This is a genomic window from Embleya sp. NPDC055664, from assembly GCF_053618075.1.
The window spans coordinates 202,569-227,155 of record NZ_JBSHGZ010000005.1; the positions used below are offsets into that span (position 1 = coordinate 202,569).

Consider the following 24,587-nt stretch of genomic DNA (forward strand, 5'->3'; position numbering starts at 1 on the left):
CCGGACGAGTGTGGCGGAGATCGCGCGACCGGTGCCGGCGAACCCCTTGACGCTTCTTGCCCGCGGCGGTGTGGTGTGCGGTGAAGTCGTGACCACAAACCCGGTAACGTATTGCCGACTCGACGGGGTTCCGCGCCCGTGGGTTTGTATTTTCCCGCAGAAAGCGGTTTCCTTTTCTTGAGCTCGTTGTGAACCCTCCCGATGAAAGGGAATCCTGGTGGCACAGAAGGTCCAGATTCTTCTCGTTGACGACCTCGACGGCGGCAAGGCCGATGAGACGGTGACGTTCGCGCTCGACGGTGTCTCCTACGAGATCGACCTGAGCGCCACGCACGCAGAGCAGCTTCGCGCGGCGCTGACGACCTACGTCGACGCCGGCCGCAAGACCGGTGGCCGGGTCGCCGCCCGCCGCGGCGTTCGCCAGGTGGTCAAGGGTGGTGCCGCCTCGGGCGACACCGCCAAGATCCGCGCCTGGGCCAAGGAGAACGGCTACGACGTGAGTGAGCGCGGTCGTGTGCCGGGCAACATCCGCGACGCCTACGAGAAGGCCCACGCCTGATCGCCGACGCCGTAGACGAGCGGTGCTCTCCCCCGGTACGTACCGGGGGAGAGCACCGCTCGTGTCGTTTTGTGCCCGGTGCTCAGGCGGCGCCGGGACGGTGGTGGGTCAGCAGCCTGGGCTCGCGCATCCGCGGCCTCGGGAACAGTCGTACGTGCTGGCAGGCGTGCGCCAGCGTGCCGATCAGCCGGGTGACGTCCGGGAAGCGCACGTCCACGTGTGGAAGCGCGGTACGCGCCGCGAGGTCGTCCACCGGGGGCATCCGGCCGGGGTCGACCGGGGGCCGCACCCAGCGCGCGTGTTCCCACGACCGGGGCCAGGGCGAGCGCCAGGTGGCCGGCCACGGGAACGGCGCGGCCACCGTGTCGCCCTCGCCGTACGCGCGCAGGTCCAGGTCCAGGTCGGCCCAGTCCAGCCAGTCGAGCAGCGCGGGCAGGTCGCCCGCCACGCCGGGGGCGACGAAGAACTGCGTGCGCCCGCTGCCGGTCGCCGCCACCGGCCCGACCGGCAGCCCCTGGCGCTCGACCCGGTCCAGTGCCCACGTCCCGGCCGCGCCCGGCACGTCCAGGACGTCGAACCGCACCCCCGCGGCCAGCCGCACGGCGGCCCCCGGCGTGTTGGCCCAATACGCCGAGAGCAGCCGCGGATCGGTGGTCGCGGCCGGGATCGGGTCGGCCGACTCGACCGTCCCGGGAGCCGCGGGCCAGCCCAGGGCCCGCGCGTACCACATGGCCTCGTCCAACGGACCGGGCACGACGGGCGCCGAACGGGACGCGAAAACAAGCGTGGCTGCCATACCGTGTTCAACTCCGGGACGACAGCGAGGTTACGAAAGGTGATATGCCAACCGCGATGAGTGACATGGTTCGAGGGCTCGCCGCGCGGCGCCGCCCCCGGTGCCGGCACGGTCGCGTACGCACCGGTCGTGACCTGCCGGTATACAGCAGGTGTCGTCCGGGGTATGACCCGAACATGGAGGGGAGACGGGGAAGCGAAGTCGTCGACGGCGGCCGGATTCGGTGCGATCGACGGCGAAACCGGCGATCGAAAATGCCGCGTTCGCTTCTGGCGTACTCGGAATCGGCCTCAGTACGTGGCCGGCGGGAACATCGTCTCGCACCATCGGGTTTGACTAGTTGTCCAAGGCGGTCCGCAACACGTGGGTCGCCCGTCTTCACGGACGAATCGAGCGGTCCTGCGTGCAGGACTAGCATGCGGAAGGACAGGGAGGGGACCGTCCCCGATCTGCACGACCGCTCTGAGGAGCGATAACGATGTTCGAGAGGTTCACCGACCGCGCGCGGCGGGTTGTCGTCCTGGCTCAGGAGGAGGCCCGGATGCTCAACCACAACTACATCGGTACTGAGCACATCCTCCTTGGCCTCATCCACGAGGGTGAGGGCGTCGCTGCGAAGGCCCTGGAGAGCCTCGGCATCTCGCTTGAGGCAGTGCGTCAGCAGGTCGAGGAGATCATCGGCCAGGGCCAGCAGGCCCCGTCCGGTCATATCCCCTTCACGCCCCGTGCGAAGAAGGTCCTCGAGCTGTCGCTGCGCGAGGCGCTTCAGCTGGGCCACAACTACATCGGCACGGAGCACATCCTCCTGGGTCTGATCCGCGAGGGCGAGGGCGTCGCCGCCCAGGTCCTCGTGAAGCTCGGCGCCGACCTCAACCGGGTCCGCCAGCAGGTCATCCAGTTGCTCTCCGGCTACTCGAGCGGCAAGGAGTCCGCGACCCCGGGCGGCAGCGGGCAGGAGGGCACGCCTTCGACGTCCCTCGTGCTCGACCAGTTCGGGCGCAACCTGACCCAGGCGGCCCGCGAGGGCAAGCTCGACCCCGTCATCGGGCGAGAGAAGGAAATCGAGCGGGTCATGCAGGTGCTGTCCCGCCGCACCAAGAACAACCCGGTCCTGATCGGCGAGCCCGGCGTCGGCAAGACCGCCGTCGTCGAGGGCCTGGCCCAGGCGATCGTCAAGGGCGAGGTGCCCGAGACGCTCAAGGACAAGCAGCTCTACACGCTCGACCTCGGCGCGCTCGTGGCGGGCTCCCGCTACCGCGGCGACTTCGAGGAGCGCCTGAAGAAGGTGCTCAAGGAGATCCGCACCCGCGGCGACATCATCCTGTTCATCGACGAGCTGCACACGCTCGTCGGCGCGGGTGCCGCCGAGGGCGCGATCGACGCGGCGAGCATCCTCAAGCCGATGCTGGCCCGGGGCGAGCTCCAGACCATCGGTGCGACCACGCTGGACGAATACCGCAAGCACCTGGAGAAGGACGCGGCGCTCGAGCGCCGGTTCCAGCCGATCCAGGTCGCGGAACCGTCCCTGCCGCACACGATCGAGATCCTCAAGGGTCTGCGCGACCGCTACGAGGCGCACCACCGCGTGTCGATCACCGACCAGGCCCTGGTGGCTGCGGCGACGCTCGCGGACCGGTACATCTCCGACCGGTTCCTGCCCGACAAGGCGATCGACCTCATCGACGAGGCCGGTTCGCGGATGCGCATCCGTCGGATGACCGCGCCGCCGGACCTGCGCGAGTTCGACGAGAAGATCGCCAACGTGCGTCGGGACAAGGAGTCCGCGATCGACGCGCAGGACTTCGAGAAGGCCGCGTCCCTGCGCGACAGCGAGAAGAAGCTGCTCGCCGACAAGGCGAAGCGGGAGAAGGAGTGGAAGGCCGGCGACATGGACGTCGTGGCCGAGGTCGACGAGGAACTGATCGCAGAGGTTCTCTCGACCGCCACCGGCATCCCGGTCTTCAAGCTGACCGAGGAGGAGTCCGCGCGACTGCTCCGCATGGAGGACGAGCTGCACAAGCGGGTCATCGGCCAGAAGGACGCCATCAAGGCGCTTTCCCAGGCCATCCGGCGCACCCGCGCCGGACTCAAGGACCCGAAGCGTCCCGGTGGTTCGTTCATCTTCGCCGGCCCGTCCGGTGTCGGTAAGACCGAGCTGTCGAAGACGCTGGCCGAGTTCCTGTTCGGCGACGAGGACGCGCTCATCCAGCTGGACATGAGCGAGTTCTCCGAGAAGCACACGGTCTCGCGCCTGTTCGGTTCGCCGCCCGGATATGTGGGTTACGAAGAGGGTGGCCAGCTCACCGAGAAGGTCCGTCGCAAGCCTTTCTCGGTGGTCCTGTTCGACGAGGTCGAGAAGGCCCACCCGGACATCTTCAACTCGCTGCTGCAGATTCTGGAAGACGGTCGGCTGACCGATTCCCAGGGTCGGGTGGTGGACTTCAAGAACACCGTCATCATCATGACGACCAACCTCGGCACGCGGGACATCTCGAAGGGCTTCGGCCTCGGTTTCTCCGGATCGTCCGACGTCAAGACCGGTTACGACCGGATGAAGGCGAAGGTCAACGAAGAGCTGAAGCAGCACTTCCGTCCCGAGTTCCTCAACCGTGTCGACGACACGATCGTCTTCCACCAGCTTTCCGAGGAAGACATCATCCAGATCGTCGACCTGATGATCGCCAAGGTGGACGAGCGGCTGCGCGACCGGGACATGGGCATCGAGCTCCGTCCGGCCGCCAAGACGCTGCTCGCCAAGCGGGGCTACGACCCGCTGCTGGGCGCCCGTCCGCTGCGGCGCACGATCCAGCGCCAGATCGAGGACAACCTCTCCGAGAAGATCCTCTACGGCGAGCTGCGTTCGGGGTCGATCATCGTGGTCGACACCGAGGGCGAGGGCAAGGACGAGAAGTTCACCTTCGAGGGCATGGAGAAGGCACCGCTGCCGGACGCGCCGCCCGTCGAGGCGACCGGCTCGGGCCCGAACCTGACCAAGGAGTAGTCGCCGGCGCGAGCCGACGCGAGATGTGACGAAGGGGCCGCCCCCGGGATGCGAATCCCGGGGGCGGCCCCTTTTCGTGTGCCGCACCCTCCCCCGCGTGACAGGGTGCGGCGGTCCATGAGCGAACCTGCCGGCCGCCGCAGTGTCCGGCACAGGTCAGCGCACGGCGCCTGGCACGTCCGCGCCACGCTCGGCGCCCGCCCGGGCGGGCAGCGCCGGGCCGGACTCCGGGGCCGACTCGTGCAGGCCCACCCGCGCGTGCAGCCTGCGCAGCACCGGCGGGGCGTACCACGCGTGCCGGCCGAGCAGGCGCATCGCCGCGGGCACCAGCACGCCCCGGACCAGCGTGGCGTCCAGCAGGATTGCCAGCGCCGCGCCGAAGCCGAACAGTTGCAGGAAGCTCACGGTGCTGGTCAGGAACGCCACGAAGGTCACCGCGAGCAGCGCAGCCGCCGTGGTGACGATGCGACCGGTGCGACCCAGGCCCTGGCGGACCGCGTCCGCGTCGGACGCGCCCGCGTCGTGCAGTTCCTTGATTCGGCTGGTCACGAACACCTCGTAGTCCATGGACAGCGCGAACGCGATGCAGAACAGCAGCACCGTCATCGAGGTGTCCATCGGCAGCGGGGTGAAGCCGAGCAGGCCGGACAGGTGCCCGTCCTGGAAGACCCACACGGTGATGCCGACCGCGGCCGTGATGCTGAGCCCGTTCAGGAGCAGTGCCCGCAGCGGTTGCAGGATGCTGCCGGTGAACAGGAACAGCAGGACGAAGGTGCTGAGCACGATCAGCCCGAAGGCGAGCGGCAGGCGGTCGCCGATCGAGGCCTTGGTGTCGACCAGGCGGGCGTCGGTGCCGCCGACCAGGGCCTCGGTGGCGTTCGGGGCGGGCACCGCGCGCACGTCGTGGACCAGGTCCTGCGCGGCGTCCGACTTGGCGGGCAGTGTGGTGATCACCGAGATCAGCCGCGCGTTCGGGCGGATCCGGTCGGGGCCGGCGGTGTCCACCCGGGTCACCCCGGGCAGCGCGGCGAGCCGACCCGCGTAGGCGTCCACCGGGGCCTGGGCGCCGGTGCCGAGCAGGACCACGTCGAGCGAGCGGGTGTCGTCGAGGCTGTAGTCCGTGCGCAGCGTGTCGCCGACCTGGCGGGCCTGGGTACTGGTCGGCAGGACCCGCTCGTCGGGCGTGCCGAAGGTGACTCCGAGCAGCGGCGAGGCGGCGAGCAGCAGCACCGCGACCACGGGCAGCGCGGTCAGCACGGGCCGGCGGGTGACGAAGCCGGCGAGTCGGGACCAGATCGGCGCCTCGGCGCCTTGGACGCCCTTGATGCCGCGGATGCGCATCGACTCCACGCGTGGGCCGAGCACGGTCAGCAGGGCCGGGGCGATGATCAGCGCGGCGAGCGCGGAGATGATCACCACGCCGATGCCCGCGTAGGCGAACGAGCGCAGGAAGTACTGCGGGAAGACCAGCAGTACGGCGAGCGCGGCGGCCACCGTCGCGGCGGAGAAGACGATCGTGCGCCCGGCGGTGCGCACCGTGCCCACCACCGCGTCGTGCAGGTCGTGTCCGGAGTGCAGCAGTTCGCGGTGTCGGGCCACGATCAGCAGCGCGTAGTCGATGGCCAGCCCCAGGCCCAGGGCCGTGGTGAGGTTGATCGAGAAGATCGACACGTCGGTGAGGCTGCCGAGGACGAACAGTTCGGCGAACGTGCCCATGATCGCGACGAAGCCGATCACCAGCGGCACCAGGGCCGCGATCAGGCTGCCGAACGCGAGCACGAGCAGCAGCAGGGTCAGCGGCACGGCGATCGACTCGGCGATCGCGAGACTGGTGCCGACCTGGCCGCTGACCGCCGGGCCGATCGCCGTGTCGCCGCCGATCCGGACCCGGAGCGGGCTGTCGGCGGGCAGTCGCGCGCTCTCGGGAAGTTCGGCGATGTCGTCCTTGGCCGAGTGGGCGACGAGCAGCGCGCCGCGTCCGCCGTCGGCCTTGAGACCGGGTGCGTTGGTGGTCCAGTAGGAGGCCACCTGGTCGAAGCCCGGCGCGGCGGCGAGGGCGGCGGTGAGTCGCCGTCCGGCGTCCGCGACGGCGGGGGTGTCCACGCCGGAGCCGTCCTTGGCCCGGACCTCGATCACCACATTCGGGCGACCGCCGAAGGTGTCCTTGATCTCGTTCTGGGCCCGGGTGGAGGCCGAATTCGGCGCGTCGAACCCGCCCGACTTCAGCTTGCCGAAGGCTCCGAAGCCCACCCCGGCCGAGACGAGCAACACCAGTGTGCCGATCACGAGCACGGCGCGCGCTCGGCGGAAGACGAGGTCCCCTAGTCGTTCGAGCATGATCATCGACCTTCCATGCGATCCGTGGGGAACGGAGGGTGCGGAGTCCGGCGAGTCATGTTGACGCCGATAACAATGTTGGCATTGATAACTTTGCATTGAATGTGCGCGGTGTCAACATGGGGCTGGATCGAATGGAGAACCATGCCAAGCGAGCAAGCCGCCGGTACGCCGAGCCGACGCGGATATCACCACGGCGACCTGCGCAACGCGCTGACCGAGGCCGCGGTGGAGCGGGCCCGGGCGGCCGGTCCACAGGCGATCGTGCTGCGCGAGGTGGCCCGGGCGACGGGGGTGTCCTCGACCGCCGCCTACCGGCACTTCGCCAACCATCACGAGTTGGTCGTGGCGGTCAAGGACCACGGCTTGGCGCTGCTCGCGGCGACGATGCGGGCCGAGTTGGCCAAGGGCGAGCCGTGCCCGGACCCCGGTGACGAGGCGATGCGCCGATTGCGCGCGGCGGGTCTGGGCTACGTGCGCTTCGCGTTCGCCGAACCCGGGCTGTTCCGCACCATCTTCTTCGGCGGCGCCGAGGAGGAGCCGATGGTCGGCCGGCGGCAGACGGCCGAGGTCGAGGGCGACGACGGGGAGGCGTACGGCACGCCCGACGTGTCGGACGAGTCGTACGCGCTGATGTCCGAGGCGCTGGACGAACTGGTCGCGCTGGGCCGACTCCCGCAGGAGCGGCGCAGGTATTCCGACGTGGTGATGTGGTCCGCGGTGCACGGCCTGAGCGTGCTGCTCCTCGACACGGAACTGGCCCGGCTCCCGGACGACGTCAAGGCCGACATCGTCAGCCGCGGCCTCGACGTGGCGCTGAACGGTCTGTAACCCCGGCCGGCGTCCCCCGATAGGCCCTCTCCGGCGGGCGGGTGTGGTGGCGGGATCCCAGGATCGAAGGCATGAGTGCCGACTTCGCCGCCAGGACCGCCATCGTCACCGGGGCCGCCTCCGGGATCGGCGCGGCCGTCGCCCGGCGGCTCGCGGCCGACGGCGCTCGGGTCGTGGTCGCCGACCTCGACGACGTCGGCGCGGCCCGCGTCGCCGCCGAGATCACCGAGGCCGGCGGCACCGCCCGGGGCATGCGGGTGGACGTGGCCGACCCGGACTCCGGCGCGGAGCTGGTGCGGGCGACCGTGGCGGCGTTCGGCGGCCTGCACCTCGCGGTCAACAACGCGGGCGTCACCGGCCCGCACGCGCTCACCGGCGAATATCCGGCGGACGGCTGGCGCACGGTGATCGACGTCGATCTCGGCGGTGTCTTCCACGGGATGCGCCACCAGATCCCGGCGATGCTGGAGTGCGGCGGCGGGGCGATCGTCAACGTGGCGTCGATCCTCGCCGTGGTCGGCTTCCCGAACGCGGCCGGCTACGTGGCCGCCAAACACGGCGTGCTCGGCCTGACCCGGACCGCCGCGATCGAGTATGCGCAGCGCGGGATCCGGATCAACGCGGTCGGTCCGGGCTTCGTCGAGACCCCGCTGCTCGCCGACGCCGACCCGAAGGCGCGCGCCGCGCTGACCCGGCTGCATCCGATGGGCCGACTCGGCACCCCCGAGGAGGTCGCCGAACCGGTCGCCTTCCTGCTCTCCGACCGGGCCTCGTTCATCACCGGGAGCTACCACCCGGTCGACGGCGGCTACACCGCGCCGTAGCACGCGCGTCGGGATACCCCGCCCCGGTAATCCATCCGGTTGGCGGGTCCTAGTCTGGAAACGACGTCGCCGGCCCACCGTGCCACCCGAGCACCAGCCATGTCACCCGCATGGGGGCCGGTACGCCGGAAAGGGAGAAACCCATGAAGGCCGTCCAATACGTCGAGTTCGGCAAGCCGGTCGAGGTGCGGGAGATCCCCGCACCCGAACCGGGCCCCGGGCAGGTACTGCTCCGGGTCACCGCCGCGGGCGTCTGCCACTCCGACATCTTCGTGATGAGCCGCCCGCCCGCCGATTTCGGCTTCGCCGCCCCGCTCACCCTGGGCCACGAGGGCGCCGGCGTGGTCGCCGCGCTCGGCGAGGGGGTCACCGGCCTGGAGATCGGCGACGCCGTCGTCGTGTACGGACCGTGGGGTTGCGGCACCTGCCACGCGTGCGCGCAGGGCCGGGAGAACTACTGCTCGCGCGCCGCGGAACTCGGCATCCGCCCGCCCGGCCTGGGTGCCCCCGGTGCGCTCGCCGATTACCTGCTGATCGACGACCCGCGCCACCTGGTCCCGATCGGCGACCTGGACCCGGTGCGGACCGTCCCGCTGACCGACGCCGGGCTGACCCCGTACCACGCGATCAAACGTTCGCTGGACAAGCTGTACGCGGGCAGCACGGCCGTGGTGATCGGCGTCGGCGGCCTCGGCCACATCGGAGTGCAGTTGCTTCGCGCGCTCTCCGCCGCGCAGGTGATCGCGCTGGACGTGAGCGAGGACAAGCTGGAGTTGGCCCGGGCCTCCGGCGCGCACATGGCGATCACCTCCGACGCCAAGGCCGCCGACATCGTCCGCGAGGCCACCGACGGACGCGGCGCGCAACTCGTGCTCGACTTCGCCGGCGTACAACCCACCGTCGACCTCGCCGCGAAGTGCGCCGCCGTGGAAAGCGACCTGACCATTGTCGGCATCGGCGGCGGCACCCTCCCGGTCGGCTTCGGCCTGATCCCGTACGAGTGCTCGGTCAGCACCCCCTACTGGGGCTCGCGCGCCGAACTGATCGAACTGATCGACCTGGCCCGCCGCGGCGCGGTGAAGGCGCACGTGGAGACGTTCACGCTGGACGACGCTCCCGAGGTGTACGACCGGCTGCACCACGGCCGGATCAACGGCCGCGCGGTGCTCGTCCCGGGCGCCTGAGCGGGGTCCGCGCAACCGTTGGAATACCCGGCCGGGGTATTCGGTTCTGTCGGGTGTCCGACGCCGTCACGAGCATCGCGAAGGGAGCCGACGTGACGCTGACCCTGGAGACCTACCGCATGGCCGAAGGACTGGTCGAGCAGCGCGAGCCGCTGCGTGCGCTGCGCCTGTTGGAGCCGGCCCTCGACGAGGAGCGCGACAACGTCGCCGTGCAGCAACTGGCCGGGCGGGCGTACTACCTCTCGCTTCAGCTCCGCCGGGCCGAGGCCACGCTGCGCCGGGTGATCGAGCTGGACCCGTGTGACGCGTGGGCCACCCACGCGCTCGGCCGCACCCTGGAGCGGGCCGGCCGAGGGGCCGAGGCGGCGCCGTACCTGCGGCTCGCGGCGGCGATGAACCCGGAGCCGGAATACACCGCGGCGGCGGCCAGGTACGCCGACTGACCGACCCGCTCAACCCGACGAGGCGGTGGACCGAGAGTCCGCCGCCTCGTCGGCGTGCCGGCCGGGAAACGGCCGGCTTGCCCAGGTGAGCGCCAGCAGCAGCTGCCCGGCCACATAGGTGGGCATCACCAGCGCCGCCTGCCCCGGAAACAGGTCGACATCGGCCAGGCCGAGGGCGATCACCGCGTCGGAGCCCAGGAACAGCGCACCGCCGAGTCCGGTGCGCCGACTCACCCCGGCCGCGCACACGGCCATCGCGGTGAGCAGGAGGCTGTAGCCGAGTACCGGCACCAGCAGATCGTCCAGTCCGCCGCGGACGGTGGCCATCATGGCGCCCCAGGCGAGCAGGTACACCGCGGGCAGCCACGCCGGCAGGGTGATCCCCACCCGCCGGAAGGCGAGCAGGTAGCAGACGTGCCCGACGGCGAACCCGGCCATCCCGACCAGGAACGTGGCCTCCCGATCCACCAGCAACCCCACGTCCCCGACGAACCCGCCCACGAGCGCGCCGATCGGCAGCCGCAGGTCGTGCTCGGCGCCGGGCCGCGCGGCCACCCACACGAAGGCGATCAGCACCGGCATCAACAGCGTCTTGGTGACCCAGCGCGGCCCGTCCACATCCGCCGCCGCGAGCACCGAGTCGGCGACGCCCAGCGTCAGGTAGGCGACGAGCAGTGCACGAGCCCTCACGCCGCGGCCTCGGCGGCGGCGCCCGCCGGGGCCGTCGGCGCGGCCGGCGCGGGCTGCCACCCGGGACCGCGCAGCACCCGCCCGAACCGCACCCGCCAGGTACGCGCGGCCCGCACGTCGCGCGCGATCGCCGCGTATTCGTGAAAGGCCACCCGCAGCGGGTTGTACGTCTCGATGTTCTTGGTCAGCCCGTAGTTCACCGGCTCGCCCTCGGGCTCGAAGCTGCGGAAGAGCCGGTCCCACACGATCAGGATGCCGCCGTAGTTGCGGTCCAGATATCGCGGATTCGAACCGTGGTGCACCCGGTGGTGCGAGGGGGTGTTGAAGACGTACTCGATCGGTTTCCAGAGCCGGCCGATCCGCTCGGTGTGGATCCAGAACTGGTACAGCAGATTGATCGAGAAGGACGTGACCACCATCGCGAAGGGGAAGCCGAGCAGCAACATCGGCCCGATGAACACGATGTGGTGCGCGCCGGTCCAGGTCTGCCGCAGCGCGGTGGAGAGGTTGTAGTGCCGGCTGGAGTGGTGCACGACATGGCTCGCCCACAGCAGCCGCACCTCGTGACCGGCGCGGTGCTCCCAGTAGTAGAAGAAGTCGACGCCGACGATCACCAGGACCCACGTCCACCACGTGTGCGGGAGCCGCAACGGAGTCAGCTCGTGCAGCCCGTCCCAGGCAAGGACGGTCAACAAACCCCAGCCGAGGCCGGCCGCGATGCTGCCCAGGCCCATGGTCAGGCTCGTCGCGGTGTCCTTCACCGCATACCCGCGCTCGTCGTCGTCGGGGGCGAAGCGATACGACACCCACTCGACGACCAGGAGGAGGGTGAAGGCCGGAATGGCGAACACCGTGAGGTCCATGCTCGGACCCTACTGGCGAGTAACGCCGGGTGGAAGGGGTGATTTCCCGCGATTTTCCCGGGCCGTGCGGGCCGCGCGGGCTCGCGCGAAAGCCCCCGATCGCCGCCGGAGGATGTTCCGGGGTGATCGGGGGCTGCGTGTGGTGCAGGCGTCAGCGGTTCTTGTCGAGCCGTTCGCCCTTGCCGTCGAGGACCTGCACCTTGTCCCCGTCGTGCAGTTCGATCCGCTCGCGGCGGACCTCCTCGGTCACCCGCTGCTCGCCCTGCACCCGCTTGGAGACCAGCCGGATGCGCTCGACCGGGACGACCTCCTTGTGCACGACGACCCGCTCGGCGTGCAGCACGATCTCCAGCGCGCTCTCCCGCATGTCGGGGCCCTTGAGTGCGGCGCCGCGGTTGGAGTCGTCGATCGGCTCGCGGACGATCTCCCACTCCTCGTGCATCACCGGGACGACCTTGTCCACCCGCTCGGTCTCGACCACCTTGCGCAGTGCGGCGCGGCCGGCCTCGATCGTCTCCACGTGCACGTCGAGGCGTTCCTCGGAACGGGTCATCCACTCCATGCCGGCCTTGCCGGAGGTCGCCTCGGTCCGGGCGGTGCCCGAGGCTGCGGAGGCGGGCCGGGTCGTGGCGCCGGCGGCCCCGGTGTCGGTCCGCGCGGTCGGGCGGGCGGTCCGGCCGCTCACGGCGCCGGCGGTGCCGGCGGCCGTGGTGTCCAGGGCGCCCGCGGCCCGGGCCGGCGGATCGTTCGTCCGCACCGACGGGTCGTGCCTGCCGGTCAGCTCCTCGTAGCCGTCGTCCGAACCGGCGAGCTGGGACTTGGACATGTCGGGCCGGTGCCGGGTGCCCGCGGCGGCGGCCGTACCGGCGGCTCCGGCGGCGGTGCCGGCGGTGCCTTCGGCAGTCCCGGTGCGGGTCATGCCGGCCGAGGGCGTGACGCTGTAGTGGCGGTAGAGACGGGCCTCCTCCTCCGGCGACAGGTGCTCGTCGGTACCCAGACTGGGCGCCTCCTTGACCAGCTCCTTGTCGAACGGCACACGCAGGTCGTCACCCTGCATGTCGGCCGGGCCCAGCGGTACGAAGCTCTCGCGTCCGCCGAACATGCCGGTCTTGACGGTGACCCACTCCGGCTCGCCGGTGCGGTCGTCCAGGTACACCTGGCCGATGGTCCCGATCTTGCTGCCTTCGGAATCGACGACCTTGCGGCCGATCAGTTCCTGTGGGGTGACATTCGTCTTCACGAGCCAACGCTCCTGTTCCCGGAGTCGCGGCGGGGGGTGCCGCCGGCCGGAGGTAGTCGTGTGGGAGCTTCGTTCTCCAGCAGACGGCGAATCGGGCGAAGCGACAACCGGAGGGGGCCGGGACGGGGTCGGGCGGTACCCCGGTGCGGCGCCGTCAACTGGGGGAATGCGATCCGCGCCGGCTCGTGCGCGGGCGGGTTGGATTTCACCCGAGTGGGTGAGTGGGCGGTGGTCGGCGCTGGGATGCCCCGGCGGGGGTGGGGCGGGCACGCTCCGACAGGATTCGTGCGGTGTGGGAGATGGTCGTGGATCCGGCGGTGCGTGGGCGCGGGCTGGGGCGGATGGTGTGCGCGTTCGTACTGGCCGAGGCCCGGGGCCGACACGGGCGTGCGGCGCTGATGGTCGACGAGTGGAACCACGCCGCCGTCCGGATGTACGAGGGCCTGGGGATGGTCTATCGACCGGTCAAGGCGGCGGCGTGGCGGTCGGGCCGCTAGGAGGCTTTGCCCGGTCCGCCGGGATTCCCCCAAGAGCGGCCGGGCGTCGTGCCCCGGGCGGTCCCGATTTGTAGGCTCTCGGCATGACCATGACCATCCGCCCGGCGACCGCTCGGGATCTGTCGGGTTTGCTCGCGCTCTACGCCGAATTCCATCCCGGGGACGTGCCGTTGCCGATCGAGCAGGCGCATCCGATCTGGGCGGACATCGCCACCCAGCGCGGGCGCACGGTGCTGGTCGCCGACCTGGACGGGACAGTCGTGGGCACCGTCGACAGCGTGGTGTTGCCCAACCTGACCCGGGGCGGGCACTCGATCATGTTCGTGGAGAACGTCGTGGTCGCCGCGTCGCATCGCCGGCGGGGCATCGGCGGGCGACTGATGGCCGCCGTGCTCACCGCCGCCGGCGACGCCGGGTGCTACAAGGTGCAACTGCTCGCCGCCGACGGTGCCGAGGTGCACGCCTTCTATCGGGCCTGCGGGTTCGACGCCCTCGCCCAGGGGTTTCGGCGTTATCTGCGACCCGTTGCGGGTGGTGCGGCGCGCGGTTGAGGGTGGGTCCGCGCGGGTCAGGTGCCGGTGCGCCAGGGACCGCCCGTGGAGCCCTCGGGGGGATCGGTCGGGCCGTTGCGCAGCCAACCGGTGCCCCGACAGTGCGGACAGCGGGTGCCCGCCCAGATCGTCGACACCTCGCGGTGCCGGCTGCGATACACCCGACCCGAGGTGTCCAGGCCGGTGCCCTGGCAGCCCATGCACTGGATCGCGTCGCCCGGTCCGCGCTCGTCGTGGCCGGCGTCCTCCATCACCGCGTCCCCCTTCGCTGTCGGTGTACCGCCGCGCTGCGCGGCCGGATCGCGTTGCGTAGCCGCCGCGTGCACAACCAGTATTCGCCCGTCGGAGGCCGAGCGCCGGCATTCCGGGCGGAACGCCGCGCCGCGTCGCGGGCGACCGGGGGAGTGGCGCGCGGCGAGGGGGCCGGTCCGGGGCCCGCAGTCCTCGGGCCGCCGGTCGGTCGGGCCGGGGCGGGCGGGTAATGCGTTCGCTCGGTTATTTCGTTACGTTGGAAAAGAATAGGCCCGCAAAGACGATGTCGGGCGCGGTCGTCGATACAGTTTGCGATCGCATTGCCGGGCTTCGGGCAGGGGTAATTCGAACACGTATTTCACCGATGTTATTATCTCGCGGATCGAAGTGTGAACCACAACAGCTCGGGGGCAGGACGATGGGCGTAGAAGGCGCCTTGGTCGAGGACCACGCGGTCGAGGGCGCGAAGAATTCCGGTCCCGAAATATCGCCACAAAGACCGTGGTATCGGCCGGATGCGCGGACCGGATGGGCCCTCGCCGTCGTCCTGGTCCCGGCCCTGCTGCTCGGCGTGGCCGCGTTCCGGCGGCGCTGGATCGGCGACGACGGACTGATCTTCGTCCGCGTCTCCCAGCAGATCCTGGACGGCAACGGACCCAATTTCAACGTGGGCGAGCGGGCCGAGGCGGCGACCTCGACGTTGTGGCCGTGGCTGCTCGCGCTGGTCGGCGGGGCGACCGGGATCGACCTGGTGGCCGTCGCGGTCTACGGCTCGCTCGGCTGCGCGGTCGTCGGCCTGGCGCTGGCCTCGGCGGGCACTCGCCGGCTCTACCGCGACCTGCCCGGCGGCGGATGGCCGCTGCCTGCCGGCGCGCTCGTGATCGCCGCGCTCCCGCCGTTCTGGGACTTCGCCACCTCGGGCCTGGAGATGGGCCTGATCTTCGTCTGGCTGGGCACGAGTTGGTGTCTGCTGGTCCGGCTGGACCGGAACACCTCGTTCCGACGCCAGGCGTGGACCTCGTTCGCGCTCGGCATGGGTGTCCTGGTGCGGCCCGACCTCGCGCTCGGCACCATCGTGTTCGCGGTGGCCGCCTGGCTGCTGCTGCGGCCGACCCGGAAGCGGTTGGCCGTGCTCGCGGCGTGCGGCGGGCTGCTGCCGGTGCTGTACCAGCTCTTCCGGATGGGCTACTACGGCGTCCTGCTGCCCAACACGGCGATCGCCAAGGAGGGCACCAAGACCGACGTCGGGCGCGGGTGGACGTACTTCGAGGACTACGCGAGCCCGTACAACATCTGGGCGCCGCTGCTGCTGACCGTGGTCGCGGTCGGTCTGTTGGCGACCGTCGGACGCTCGGTGGGCGACTTCGAGCGCTACCGGATCCGGGTGCTGACCGGGACCGCGCTGGTCGCGGGCACGGTGCTGCTCGGCTACGTGATCGTGGTCGGCGGCGACTTCATGCACGCCCGGCTGCTGCTGCCGGGCACCTTCGCCTTCCTGTTGCCGGTCCTGGTGTTGCCGCTGCAACGGCTGTACGCGGGTACCGCGGCCGCGCTCGCGGTGTGGTCGCTGGTCTGCGCAGCCGCGATGCGGGTGCCGTATCAGGGGTTCGGGCCGAAGAACATCGAGGACACCCGCACCTGGTACACGGCCTGGACGGGCGAGTCGAACCCGGTCACCGCGGCGTCCTATCGGGCGGCGTTCGTGAAGCGGCTCGAAGGGGTCGGCCGGGAATGGCAGGCGGATCGGGCGACGCCCGGCGCGCAGTTCGTCTATCTGACCTACTACCACGAGCCCGACAAGTTCTGGATGCTGAACTTCGACTTCCGGTCCGCGCCGCTCAAATATCATGTCCCGGTCACCGACTCGGTCGTCTACGGCGCCCTCGGCCAGCCCGCCGTGCTGGTGCCGACCTCGGGTCTGGCGATCGACATCTTCGGCCTGGCGAATCCGCTCGGCGCACACCTCGACCTCGACTACCGCACCCGGTCGGGGCACGACAAGCTGACCTACATCGAATGGATTCTGGCCGACTTCACCCGGCCGGGCACCCCGCTCGACCTGCGCAACGTCGACCCGGCAAAGGTCGAGGCGGCCCGTCGGGCACTGAATTGCGGCGGAATTCGCGAACTTCAGGAAGCGACCCGCGAGCCGATGTCGCTGTCCCGGTTCTGGAAGAATTTCACCGGCTCGGTGAAACGGAATTCGATGCGGATTCCGACGAATCCGATCGACGCGGAGAAGAAGTACTGTCACTGAGCGGACCGGCCGGCAGGCGGTACACACCCGCCGCCAACGGTTCCACCAGCCCGTCGGCGACCAGCCCGTCCAGCGCTCGCGCGCGTTGGACGGGTTCGTCCCACACCGCGTCCAACGCGGCCTGGTCCACCGGTTCGGCGCTGTCGCGCAACACCGCGAGCAGTCGGCCCCGGACCTGGCGATCGGTGCCCGCGTACGTCTGCCCGCGTCGCGGCGGACCCGTGTAGGCGGGCTTGCCGGCCAGCCGCCACGCGCACAGCGCCGCGATCGGACACCCCACGCATTTGGGCGACTTGGCCGTGCACACCAGCGCGCCGAGCTCCATGATCGCGACCGCCCAGGTCGACGCCGTCTCGGCGGTGTCGGGCAACAGCGTGGTCGCGGTGCGCCGTTCGGCCGGCGTGGTGGCCTGCGGCGGATACTCGACGCCGTCGATCGCCCGGCCGATCACCCGGCGCACGTTGGTGTCCAGCACGATGTGCCGCTGTCCGAACGCGAACGAGGCGATGGCGGCGGCGGTGTACTCGCCGACCCCGGGCAGTGCGAGCAGGTCCGCGTGTGCGCGCGGGACCTCGCCGTCGTGTCGGTCGACCATCGCGGTCGCCGCGCCGTGCAGGCGCAGCGCGCGGCGCGGGTAGCCGAGCCGGCCCCACATCCGCACCGCCTCGCCCGGCTCGTCGGCGGCCAGTGCGGCCGGGGTGGGCCAGCGCTCCAGCCAGGCCGTGTAGACCGGCAACACCCGGGCCACCGGGGTCTGTTGCAGCATGAACTCGCTGACCACCACCGCCCACGCGGACGCGTCGGGGGTGCGCCAGGGCAGATCGCGGTTGTTGGCCGAATACCAGTCGAGGATCGGCTCGTGCAGTGCGTGTGACATCTCCCCCCGATCCTCGCACGTTACGGGTGGTCACTCGGGCGGGTGACGGTGGCTTCTGCCCGCAAATGCCGGAATAGGCCCGCGACCAGGGCTTCTTCGGTCGCGACACGGCCGGAAAATCCAACGCTTCGGACGGTGTGGCTACACCGGACGGCGTAACGATCTCCCCTAGAGTTTGCGCGTGGACTCGATGCGCCGTCCCGTGGGTCACCTGCCGTCAACCGTCTATTGGCGTCGGCGGGTCGTCGTGCTGCTCGCCCTCGCGCTGTTGATCGCGCTGGTGGCCTGGGCATGCACTGCCGGTGGGGACTCCGACGACAAGAAGAACGCCTCGGACAAGAAGCCGATCCCGTCGGGTTCGGTCTCGCCCGATCCGAGCGCCATCACGCCCGGGGCCAACCCGACCAACGGCGCCAACCCGCCGATCCCGGGCGGGAGTACGGGCACGCCGGGCGGCACCTCCGGCGCGTCCTCGGGCACCTCCGCCGGTACGTCGGCCGGCGCCTCCGGTCAGCCCGGCGGGCAGAGCGGCCAGGCCGGCCAGTCGGCGGGCGGCGCGGGCACCCCGGGCGGCGGCACGGTCCCGGGTGGTGGCAAGCCCGCACCGGGCGGGGGCACCTGGTGCACGCCGGCCATGATCCGGGTGCAGATCCAGCCGGTGGAGGCGGGCAAGAGCGCCTACAACGCCTCGCAGAACGTGGCCCTGAAGGTGATCGTCACCAACGAGTCGGGCCCCACCTGCTACGTCGACCTCGCGCCGAGCCACGCCTACATCGAGGTGCTGTCCGGCAGCGACCGGCTGTGGAGCTCGGCCGACTGCGCGGCCGGCCCGGGCACCGACGTGCGCCAGATCCAGCAGGGCGCCTCGCAGGCCGTGTCGATCACCCGGGACTGGGCCTGGACCCGCTCCGACCCACGGCAGTGCGCCACCAACGGCGGGCAGACCAAGGCCGCCCCGGCGGACAAGGCCGCCTACCGGGCCAAGGGCGTGCTGGCGGGCCTGGAGCCCTCCGGCGAGTTCATCTTCACCGCCACCGTCGGCAAGTAGCGGCGTACCGGCAGGGCGGGAGCCGAACGCGGGACGAGAACGCAACGGGAAGGGCCCCGGCGCCGAGCGCCGGGGCCCTTCCCGTGTCACCACCGAGCGATCAGACGTAGCGCTCCAGGATCGAGGACTCGGCGAGGCGGGACAGGCCCTCGCGGACGCTGCGAGCCCGGGCCTCGCCCACGCCGTCCACCGCCTGGAGGTCGTCCACGCTGGCCGCGAGCAGCTTCTGCAGGCCGCCGAAGTGCTCCACGAGCCGCTCGATCACCACCGGTGGGAGCCGGGGGACCTTGGCGAGCAGTCGGTAGCCGCGGGGGCTGACCGCCGAGTCGAGGACCTCGTGGCCCGAGGTGAAACCGAGCGCGCGGGCCACCGTCTGCAGGTCGAGCAGATCGGCGTGGGCCAGGCCGTCGAGTTCGTCGAGCACGTCGGCCTCGGTCCGGCCGCGCTTGATCGCGCGTTCCGGCACGTAGTCGCGGGCGACCAGCTTGCGGTCGTCCTCGACACCCGCGATCAACTCTTCGAGTTGCAGCGAGAGCAACCGGCCGTCGACCCCCAACTCGGTGACGTAGCCGTCGATCTCGCGGGCGATCAGGCGCACCATCTCCAGCCGCTGGGACACCGCGCACACGTCGCGAACGGTGACCAGGTCCTCGATCTCCAGGGCGGACAGCGTGCCCGACACCTCGTCGAGGCGCAGCTTGTAGCGCTCCAGCGTGGCGAGCGCCTGGTTGGCCCGGGACAGGATCGCCGCCGAGTCCTCCAGGACGTGTCGCCGACCGTTCACGTAGAGCGCGATCAGGCGCATGGACTGGCTCACCGAGACCACCGGGTAGCCGGTCTGCTTGTTGACCCGCTCGGCCGTGCGGTGCCGGGTGCCGGTCTCCTCCGTCGGGATCGACGGATCCGGGACGAGCTGCACGCCCGCCCGGACGATCTTCGTGCACTCGCGGTCGACCACCACCCCGCCGTCGAGCTTGCACAGCTCGCGCAGCCGGGTCGCGGAGAACTCGACGTCGAGCACGAAGCCGCCGGTGGACAGCGCCTCCACCGTCTTGTCGAAACCCAGCACGATCAGGCCGCCCGTGTTGCCCCGGAGGATGCGCTCCAGGCCGTCGCGCAGGGCGGTGCCCGGGGCCACGGACTGCAGCGCGGCCCTCACGAGAGCCGCGTCGGCACTCGTGCCCTTGTCGGTCCGGTCATTCGTAGCCACAGAACTCCCCGTGGTCGTTGCCATCCTCGGCCGGCCATCGGCCGTCACCCGGGCATTTGCTCCGGTATGCACGGCCGGGAGCGCCTCAGGACCTGCGGACGACACAGGTCGGCCGCTACGTCGGAAGATCGGTGGAAAAGTCTAGTGCCTCCCGGCCGCCGACCGGTCGCCGCAACCGACTCGAAGCCGTGTTTCGGCACGGGTCGCGCGCGCCGCTCCGCGTGTCGAGTATGTCCGAGGCGACACATGGTCACTCCTCGGGGCACCCGGAAAGTTGCCGGACGGGGCCCGGGAGCGGGGCCGGGCACGCGGGGGAGGGTGTCGCGGGCCCGGTCGGCGGGCCCCGCCGATCATGTGCGGTCGTCCCGGCGCTCGCGTGCGGAGACCAGGTTGAACGCGCGCAGCGCCTCGCGGATGTCGGCCACCTCGATCACCTTCATGCCCTTGGGGATCTTGCCGGGATCGGGCGGCACCAGGGCGTGTGTGAAGCCGAGCCGGAACGCCTCGGCGAGCCGCCGCTGTACGCCGGTGGTGCGGCGGATCTCGCCCGCGAGGCCGACCTCGCCGACCGCGACCAGCTTGGTCGGCAGCGGGTGGTCGGCGGCGGCGCCCGCGAGGGCCAGCGCCGCGGCCAGGTCGGCGGCCGGTTCGGTGAGCTTGACGCCGCCGACGGTGGCGGTGTGGATCTCGGTCTTCTCCAGGCGCACCCCGCCGCGCCGCTCCAGGACCGCGAGCACCATGCCGATCCGGGCCGAGTCCAGGCCCGAGGTGGCCCGTCGCGGGGTGGGGATCTGGGACGGGGCCACCAGCGCCTGGACCTCGACCACCAGGGGCCGTTTGCCCTCCAGGGTCACCGTGACGCAGGTGCCGGAGACCGGCTCGGCGCGCTGGGTCAGGAACAGGCCGCTGGGGTCGGTCAGGCCGGTGATGCCCTCGTCGTGCAGTTCGAAGCAGCCGACCTCGTCGGCGGTGCCGTAGCGGTTCTTGATCGCGCGGACCAGGCGCAGTCGGGCGTGTCGATCGCCCTCGAAGTGCAGCACCACGTCGACCAGGTGCTCCAGCAGGCGCGGGCCGGCGATCGAGCCGTCCTTGGTGACGTGGCCGACCAGCACGGTGGCGATGTTGCGTTCCTTGGCGATGCGGATCAGCGCGCCGGTCACCTCGCGGATCTGCGACACGCCGCCGGGCGCGCCGTCGATCGCGGGCGAGGCGATGGTCTGCACCGAGTCGACCACGAGCAGGGCGGGCTTGACCGCGTCGACGTGGCTGATCAGCGCGGCGAGGTCGGTCTCGGCGGCGAGGTAGAGCTCCTCGTTGAGCGCGCCGATCCGGCCCGCGCGCAGGCGGACCTGGGCGGCCGACTCCTCGCCGGTGATGTAGAGGGTGCGGGCGGCCGGCGACGCGGACTTGCTGGCCACGTCGAGCAGCAGGGTGGACTTGCCGACGCCGGGCTCGCCAGCGAGCAGTACGACCGCCCCCGGGACCAGGCCGCCGCCGAGCACGCGGTCCAACTCGTCGACGCCGGTCGGGCGAAACCGGGCCTGCTGTACGTCGATCCGGCCGATCGGCAGCGCCGCGGTGGTGACCGGCCCGGCGGCGATCGAGCGGGCCTTGGGGGCGCCGAACTCCTCGACCGTGCCCCACGCGTGGCACTCGTTGCAGCGGCCCAGCCATTTCGGCCCGGTCCAGCCGCACTCGGTGCAGCGATACGACGGGCGATCCTTCGTGGTGATCCTGGCCATGCCAGGAACCGTAACGGCCCGCGCCGACAATGGAGACGGGGCCGGGATCGATCACGGGCGGAATGTCTTGATCCTGTCACCGGGTGGGCAAAGCGATGGTGGCGGTCGGGCGTTGTGCCTACCGTGTGGCGGCATGGTGGGGGACGGTGCGGTGCGGGAATCCGGAACGGCGGACGAAACGGGCGCGGTGCCCGACGCGGTGGCGTTGTACGACACCCACGGTGATGCGTTGTTCGGCTTCTGCGTGGCGCTCGGGTACCGGCCCCGGGTCGCCGAGCGGGTGGTGCGCGAGGCGCTGACGCTCGCGCCGGAGCGGATCCGCGCGTTGCGCGACCCGCGCCGGAGCCGGGCGCTGTTGTACGCGCTGGTGCGGGTCGTGGCCGAGCGGGCGGCGGTGGAGCGGCCCGGTCCCGGGGTGGTCGAGCAGGTCTTGGCCGCGGGTGGCGCGGGGTGGTCGGTGCCCGATCGACGCCGACTGGCGCCGCTGGTGCCGTACGCGCTGTGGGCGGTCGACGAGGACGAGCGGATCGCCCTGGACCTGTCGGCGCGGCACCGCCTGAGTGACGCCGAAGTGGCGGATGTGCTGGGCGTGTCCGAGCGGCGGACGGCGCGGCTGCTCGCGCATGGACCGGTGCAGTTCGAGCAGGCGCTCGCGGTGTACGCGGTGGCCACGCACGCGCGGCGGGACTGCCCCGAACTCGCGCTGCTGCTGCCGGAGGCGGGGGCCGCGGTCGAGGCGGGGCTGCGGCAACCGCTGCACCTGCACGTCGACTCCTGCCCGGACTGCGTGGCGCTGCGCCCGGGACCGGTGGAGGCGCGGGCGCTGCTCGCGGGCGGCGCGGCGGCCAACGCGCCGTACGCGATCCGGATGGCGCTGCGCGCGGACGGCGCGGCCGAACCGGTGGATCCGGTCGAGCGGGGCGGCTTTCCGAAGGGCACGGGTCGGCCGAGGTCGCGGGTGCCGGTGGTGGCCGCGTGTGCGACGGCCGTCGCGCTGGTGCTCGGCACGGCGGTGCTGTTGCGGCCCGGGGCCGAGCACGACACGCCGATCGCGCTGAGTTCGGCGCCGCTCCCGGAGCAGCCGCCGGCGCTGCATCCGGCCGAGCCGCCGGCCGCGTCGGCGAGTGTGGTCCCGACTACCGCGTCCGCGCCGTCGACGACGCGGGCGGTGCCGACCTCGGCGCCGAGCACCCGGGCCGCCGCCGCGAAGCCGACCGCGCGGACGAGCCGAAGCGCCAAACCCTCGACGAACGCCGCCGCCCCGCTCGCCGGCGGGCCGGCGACCCTTCCCCGGTCGGGCGGCACCGACGCGGGCAATCCGGCGGCGCCGGGCACGCTGTCCTGGTCCCGCTCGACGGTGGACCTCGGCGCGGGCGGCGCCGCGCAGACCGTCCGGCTCACCGCGACCGGCGGGCCGGTCACCTGGTCGCTGGCGGTGTCGGAAAACGACTGGCTCACGGTGGGTTCGCATGCCGGCACACTGGCCAACGGCCAGTCGATATCGATCACGATCTCGGCGAATCCGGACAGGGCACCGGCCACCACGTGGGCAGTTACCGTTTCGGCGAATCCGACCGGTGTTTCGCTGACGGTCACCGGAGGACCGGCGTCGCGCGGAGGTCCGACGAACGAATTCCGGCAAAGGTGACGGATATTCACTCGAAAGTATGATTGTCGATCTCGAAAGGCGTATGAAAGTGCAAATCGCCTGAGTCGACGGCTCTCCGACACCTACGTTCACGAACGTGACGGATTCGGTAACCGGCCGGGCATCGGCCCCCGGCGCGGTGCTTTCGTGGGGACGCGCCGCCTACGACGCCTACGCCGAAGGGCTCTACACCTACTGCCTGTCGGTGCTGCGCGACCATCGGGCGGCCGCGGAATCCCTCCGCAGCACGTTCGTGCTCGCCGACCGTCACATCGGCCGACTGCCGGACCTGGATCTGCTCAAACCGTGGTTGTACGCGCTCGCCCGCTACGAGTGCCTGGTCCGCCTCGACGCCCACGTGCGAGTCGGCACCGGGCCCGCCCGGCCCGAGGACGTACGGGTGGTGTGGGCGCACGAGCGCAGCCTGCCGCCGCTGGCGGGCGACGCCGACGAGCCGACCGACCTGTTCCCCGGCACCGAGGCCGGGCGCGTGCCCGCTCGGTGCGGCGACCTGGACGAACTTGCCTGGCCCGACGCGGTGGGACTGGCGCCGGAGCGGCGCGAGGTGCTGGAGTTGTCGGTCCGGCACGGGCTCGATCCGCGTGGCCTGGCCGCCGTGCTCGGCTGTGACGAGCAGCACGCCCGCAGCCTGCTCCTGTGCGCCGGGCGCGAGGTGGACCGGACCCGGGCGGCGGTCGCGGGCGCCGAGGCCTCGCACGGCTGCCCCGAGGGCCAGGAGTTGGCCACCGGGCGGCTCACCTCGGCGCTGCGCGAACGATTGATCGCGCACGTCGAGACGTGTCGGCGGTGCGGGCCGCACGTGCGCCGCGCGGCGACCCTGCTCGCGCCGACCACGGGCGCCGCGGCGGCGCCGGTCGCCCTCGCGCTGGTCGCCCCGCCCGCGGCGCTGCGGATCGAGGTGCTGGGCGAGGTGGGCAAGGGCCGCTCCGCCCAGCGGCCGCCGGAGCTCGCCCGCCGGGTCGCCGAGTTCGACCGGGCCGGCTTCCCGGTCTTTCGGGCCCGGGTGGTCGAGCGCGGCAATCGCCGCCGGGCCACGGTGATCGCGGCGGTCGTGGTGGCCGCCGTGGTGGCCGCGCCCGCGCTGGCCCTGTGGCAGGCCTCCGGCGGGTCGGCCGCCGGGCCGACCGCCAGGGTGGTCACCATCGCGTCGGCGCACGTGGACACCGCCGACGGGACCGTGCCGAACGTGCCCGCGGCGCCGCCGGCCTCCCCGGCCGCGACCGCCGTGCGGCCCGGTGTCGGCGGCCCGTCGCACGGACGCGGCTCGGCGCCGGCCGCCGTCGCGCCGCCCGTGACGCCGCCGGACCCGATCGCGCCGGGCGTCGTGTTCGTGCCGCCGCCCGCCGACCCCACCCCCGTGCCGCCGCTGGTCACGGCCACACACACCGGCGATCGCACCATGATCACGCTGCGCAACGTCGGCGCGGTCCCGGTCGACTGGCAGGCTCGGACCGGGGCGGCCTGGCTGCGCCTGAGCCGAGCGCACGGCACGCTCGCGCCGGGGCAGGAGGACACCGTCACGATCTCGGTCGTCACCGCGAAGGCGCCCCGGGGGTCGTGGTCGGCCAAGGTGGTGATCGAGCCGGGTGGCACGGTGGTCACCATCGAGGGCCGCACCGGCGACCCGGCCACGTCGGGCCCGCCGCCGACCGGCGCGCCCGCGAGCACGCCGCCGCCGAGCCGCCCGGCCGCCGGCCGCTGAGCCGGCCCGGTCCG

General features: G+C 71.7%; 21 protein-coding genes. 12 read left to right on the forward strand and 9 right to left on the reverse strand.

What is annotated here, in order from left to right; translation table 11 throughout:
* Positions 1 to 217: 217 nt before the first annotated feature.
* Positions 218 to 559 (forward strand): histone-like nucleoid-structuring protein Lsr2, encoded by a 342-nt coding sequence (locus tag ACWGR4_RS11100; RefSeq protein ID WP_379999071.1) that lies wholly within the window; start codon positions 218 to 220, stop codon positions 557 to 559.
* 82 nt (positions 560 to 641) lie between these two features.
* Here the strand turns inward: ACWGR4_RS11100 and ACWGR4_RS11105 are convergent, their stop codons facing one another.
* Positions 642 to 1,355: an SCO3374 family protein gene (locus tag ACWGR4_RS11105; RefSeq protein ID WP_452134087.1), complete on the reverse strand. Its 714-nt coding sequence runs from the start codon at positions 1,353 to 1,355 to the stop codon at positions 642 to 644.
* Between the two features lie 478 nt (positions 1,356 to 1,833).
* On the opposite strand from ACWGR4_RS11105, the gene ACWGR4_RS11110 reads away from it, so the two are divergent.
* Positions 1,834 to 4,356, forward strand: coding sequence for an ATP-dependent Clp protease ATP-binding subunit (locus tag ACWGR4_RS11110; RefSeq protein ID WP_126639262.1), 2,523 nt, complete (start codon positions 1,834 to 1,836; stop codon positions 4,354 to 4,356).
* A 156-nt stretch (positions 4,357 to 4,512) separates the two neighbouring features.
* On the opposite strand, the gene ACWGR4_RS11115 is transcribed toward ACWGR4_RS11110, so the two are convergent.
* Complete coding sequence (locus tag ACWGR4_RS11115; RefSeq protein ID WP_452133611.1) at positions 4,513 to 6,693, reverse strand: MMPL family transporter; 2,181 nt, start codon at positions 6,691 to 6,693, stop codon at positions 4,513 to 4,515.
* Positions 6,694 to 6,837: 144 nt separating this feature from the next.
* Here ACWGR4_RS11115 and ACWGR4_RS11120 point away from each other — a divergent pair, with 144 nt between their 5' ends.
* From ACWGR4_RS11120 to ACWGR4_RS11135, 4 genes are all read left to right on the forward strand, one after another.
* Positions 6,838 to 7,524, forward strand: a complete 687-nt coding sequence (locus ACWGR4_RS11120) for a TetR/AcrR family transcriptional regulator (protein ID WP_452133601.1) — start codon at positions 6,838 to 6,840, stop codon at positions 7,522 to 7,524.
* Positions 7,525 to 7,595: 71 nt separating this feature from the next.
* Positions 7,596 to 8,348, forward strand: a complete 753-nt coding sequence (locus ACWGR4_RS11125) for an SDR family NAD(P)-dependent oxidoreductase (RefSeq protein ID WP_379999077.1) — start codon at positions 7,596 to 7,598, stop codon at positions 8,346 to 8,348.
* Positions 8,349 to 8,491: 143 nt separating this feature from the next.
* Positions 8,492 to 9,532: an NAD(P)-dependent alcohol dehydrogenase gene (locus tag ACWGR4_RS11130; protein WP_452133602.1), complete on the forward strand. Its 1,041-nt coding sequence runs from the start codon at positions 8,492 to 8,494 to the stop codon at positions 9,530 to 9,532.
* A 92-nt stretch (positions 9,533 to 9,624) separates the two neighbouring features.
* The gene (locus tag ACWGR4_RS11135; protein WP_246126865.1) at positions 9,625 to 9,975 is read left to right on the forward strand and encodes a tetratricopeptide repeat protein; all 351 of its coding nucleotides are present in this window, start codon (positions 9,625 to 9,627) and stop codon (positions 9,973 to 9,975) included.
* 9 nt (positions 9,976 to 9,984) lie between these two features.
* Here ACWGR4_RS11135 and ACWGR4_RS11140 read toward each other — a convergent pair whose 3' ends face one another.
* The 3 genes from ACWGR4_RS11140 to ACWGR4_RS11150 all read right to left on the reverse strand — a co-directional run bounded on the left by ACWGR4_RS11140 (position 9,985) and on the right by ACWGR4_RS11150 (position 12,768).
* Positions 9,985 to 10,665 (reverse strand): lysoplasmalogenase, encoded by a 681-nt coding sequence (locus ACWGR4_RS11140; RefSeq protein WP_452133603.1) that lies wholly within the window; start codon positions 10,663 to 10,665, stop codon positions 9,985 to 9,987.
* Positions 10,662 to 11,528, reverse strand: a complete 867-nt coding sequence (locus ACWGR4_RS11145; protein ID WP_452133604.1) for a sterol desaturase family protein — start codon at positions 11,526 to 11,528, stop codon at positions 10,662 to 10,664. The genes ACWGR4_RS11140 and ACWGR4_RS11145 overlap by 4 nt, the downstream gene beginning before the upstream one ends.
* Positions 11,529 to 11,679: 151 nt before the next feature.
* On the reverse strand, positions 11,680 to 12,768 hold the full coding sequence (locus ACWGR4_RS11150) for a DUF2382 domain-containing protein (RefSeq protein WP_452133605.1): 1,089 nt from the start codon (positions 12,766 to 12,768) through the stop codon (positions 11,680 to 11,682).
* 257 nt (positions 12,769 to 13,025) lie between these two features.
* Here ACWGR4_RS11150 and ACWGR4_RS11155 point away from each other — a divergent pair, with 257 nt between their 5' ends.
* Both ACWGR4_RS11155 and ACWGR4_RS11160 read left to right on the forward strand, forming a co-directional pair.
* Positions 13,026 to 13,265: a GNAT family N-acetyltransferase gene (locus ACWGR4_RS11155; protein ID WP_452133606.1), complete on the forward strand. Its 240-nt coding sequence runs from the start codon at positions 13,026 to 13,028 to the stop codon at positions 13,263 to 13,265.
* An 83-nt stretch (positions 13,266 to 13,348) separates the two neighbouring features.
* Positions 13,349 to 13,816 (forward strand): N-acetyltransferase family protein, encoded by a 468-nt coding sequence (locus ACWGR4_RS11160; RefSeq protein WP_452133607.1) that lies wholly within the window; start codon positions 13,349 to 13,351, stop codon positions 13,814 to 13,816.
* A 17-nt stretch (positions 13,817 to 13,833) separates the two neighbouring features.
* On the opposite strand, the gene ACWGR4_RS11165 is transcribed toward ACWGR4_RS11160, so the two are convergent.
* Positions 13,834 to 14,070, reverse strand: coding sequence for a hypothetical protein (locus ACWGR4_RS11165; RefSeq protein ID WP_452133608.1), 237 nt, complete (start codon positions 14,068 to 14,070; stop codon positions 13,834 to 13,836).
* Positions 14,071 to 14,486: 416 nt separating this feature from the next.
* Here ACWGR4_RS11165 and ACWGR4_RS11170 point away from each other — a divergent pair, with 416 nt between their 5' ends.
* Entirely contained in the window at positions 14,487 to 16,325 is a 1,839-nt protein-coding gene (locus tag ACWGR4_RS11170; protein ID WP_452133609.1) for a hypothetical protein, read from the forward strand.
* On the opposite strand, the gene ACWGR4_RS11175 is transcribed toward ACWGR4_RS11170, so the two are convergent.
* Entirely contained in the window at positions 16,249 to 17,202 is a 954-nt protein-coding gene (locus ACWGR4_RS11175) for an A/G-specific adenine glycosylase (RefSeq protein WP_452133610.1), read from the reverse strand. The genes ACWGR4_RS11170 and ACWGR4_RS11175 overlap by 77 nt on opposite strands.
* Positions 17,203 to 17,383: 181 nt before the next feature.
* On the opposite strand from ACWGR4_RS11175, the gene ACWGR4_RS11180 reads away from it, so the two are divergent.
* A complete protein-coding gene (locus tag ACWGR4_RS11180; RefSeq protein ID WP_379999098.1) occupies positions 17,384 to 18,250 on the forward strand; it encodes a hypothetical protein in 867 nt (288 codons plus the stop codon).
* Between the two features lie 100 nt (positions 18,251 to 18,350).
* Here the strand turns inward: ACWGR4_RS11180 and disA are convergent, their stop codons facing one another.
* Both disA and radA read right to left on the reverse strand, forming a co-directional pair.
* Positions 18,351 to 19,460: a DNA integrity scanning diadenylate cyclase DisA gene (gene disA, locus ACWGR4_RS11185; protein ID WP_246126866.1), complete on the reverse strand. Its 1,110-nt coding sequence runs from the start codon at positions 19,458 to 19,460 to the stop codon at positions 18,351 to 18,353.
* Positions 19,461 to 19,810: 350 nt separating this feature from the next.
* The gene (gene radA, locus ACWGR4_RS11190) at positions 19,811 to 21,202 is read right to left on the reverse strand and encodes a DNA repair protein RadA (RefSeq protein WP_452133241.1); all 1,392 of its coding nucleotides are present in this window, start codon (positions 21,200 to 21,202) and stop codon (positions 19,811 to 19,813) included.
* Positions 21,203 to 21,335: 133 nt separating this feature from the next.
* Here radA and ACWGR4_RS11195 point away from each other — a divergent pair, with 133 nt between their 5' ends.
* Together ACWGR4_RS11195 and ACWGR4_RS11200 are read left to right on the forward strand one after the other, a co-directional pair.
* Positions 21,336 to 22,850: a BACON domain-containing protein gene (locus ACWGR4_RS11195; protein ID WP_452133242.1), complete on the forward strand. Its 1,515-nt coding sequence runs from the start codon at positions 21,336 to 21,338 to the stop codon at positions 22,848 to 22,850.
* 97 nt (positions 22,851 to 22,947) lie between these two features.
* Positions 22,948 to 24,573 carry a BACON domain-containing protein gene (locus ACWGR4_RS11200; protein WP_452133243.1) on the forward strand — a complete coding sequence of 542 codons (1,626 nt, stop codon included), beginning with the start codon at positions 22,948 to 22,950 and terminating at the stop codon, positions 24,571 to 24,573.
* Positions 24,574 to 24,587 lie beyond the last annotated feature (14 nt).

Excerpts from the sequence above, each read along its gene's own strand:
- ACWGR4_RS11130 (WP_452133602.1), top strand. The coding sequence starts at position 8,492 with ATGAAGGCCGTCCAATACGTCGAGTTCGGCAAGCCGGTCGAGGTGCGG.
- ACWGR4_RS11145 (WP_452133604.1), bottom strand. The coding sequence starts at position 11,528 with ATGGACCTCACGGTGTTCGCCATTCCGGCCTTCACCCTCCTCCTGGTC.
- ACWGR4_RS11105 (WP_452134087.1), bottom strand. The coding sequence starts at position 1,355 with ATGGCAGCCACGCTTGTTTTCGCGTCCCGTTCGGCGCCCGTCGTGCCC.
- ACWGR4_RS11110 (WP_126639262.1), top strand. The coding sequence starts at position 1,834 with ATGTTCGAGAGGTTCACCGACCGCGCGCGGCGGGTTGTCGTCCTGGCT.
- ACWGR4_RS11195 (WP_452133242.1), top strand. The coding sequence starts at position 21,336 with ATGGTGGGGGACGGTGCGGTGCGGGAATCCGGAACGGCGGACGAAACG.
- ACWGR4_RS11170 (WP_452133609.1), top strand. The coding sequence starts at position 14,487 with ATGGGCGTAGAAGGCGCCTTGGTCGAGGACCACGCGGTCGAGGGCGCG.
- ACWGR4_RS11115 (WP_452133611.1), bottom strand. The coding sequence starts at position 6,693 with ATGCTCGAACGACTAGGGGACCTCGTCTTCCGCCGAGCGCGCGCCGTG.
- ACWGR4_RS11175 (WP_452133610.1), bottom strand. The coding sequence starts at position 17,202 with ATGTCACACGCACTGCACGAGCCGATCCTCGACTGGTATTCGGCCAAC.
- ACWGR4_RS11160 (WP_452133607.1), top strand. The coding sequence starts at position 13,349 with ATGACCATGACCATCCGCCCGGCGACCGCTCGGGATCTGTCGGGTTTG.
- radA (WP_452133241.1), bottom strand. The coding sequence starts at position 21,202 with ATGGCCAGGATCACCACGAAGGATCGCCCGTCGTATCGCTGCACCGAG.
- ACWGR4_RS11120 (WP_452133601.1), top strand. The coding sequence starts at position 6,838 with ATGCCAAGCGAGCAAGCCGCCGGTACGCCGAGCCGACGCGGATATCAC.
- ACWGR4_RS11125 (WP_379999077.1), top strand. The coding sequence starts at position 7,596 with ATGAGTGCCGACTTCGCCGCCAGGACCGCCATCGTCACCGGGGCCGCC.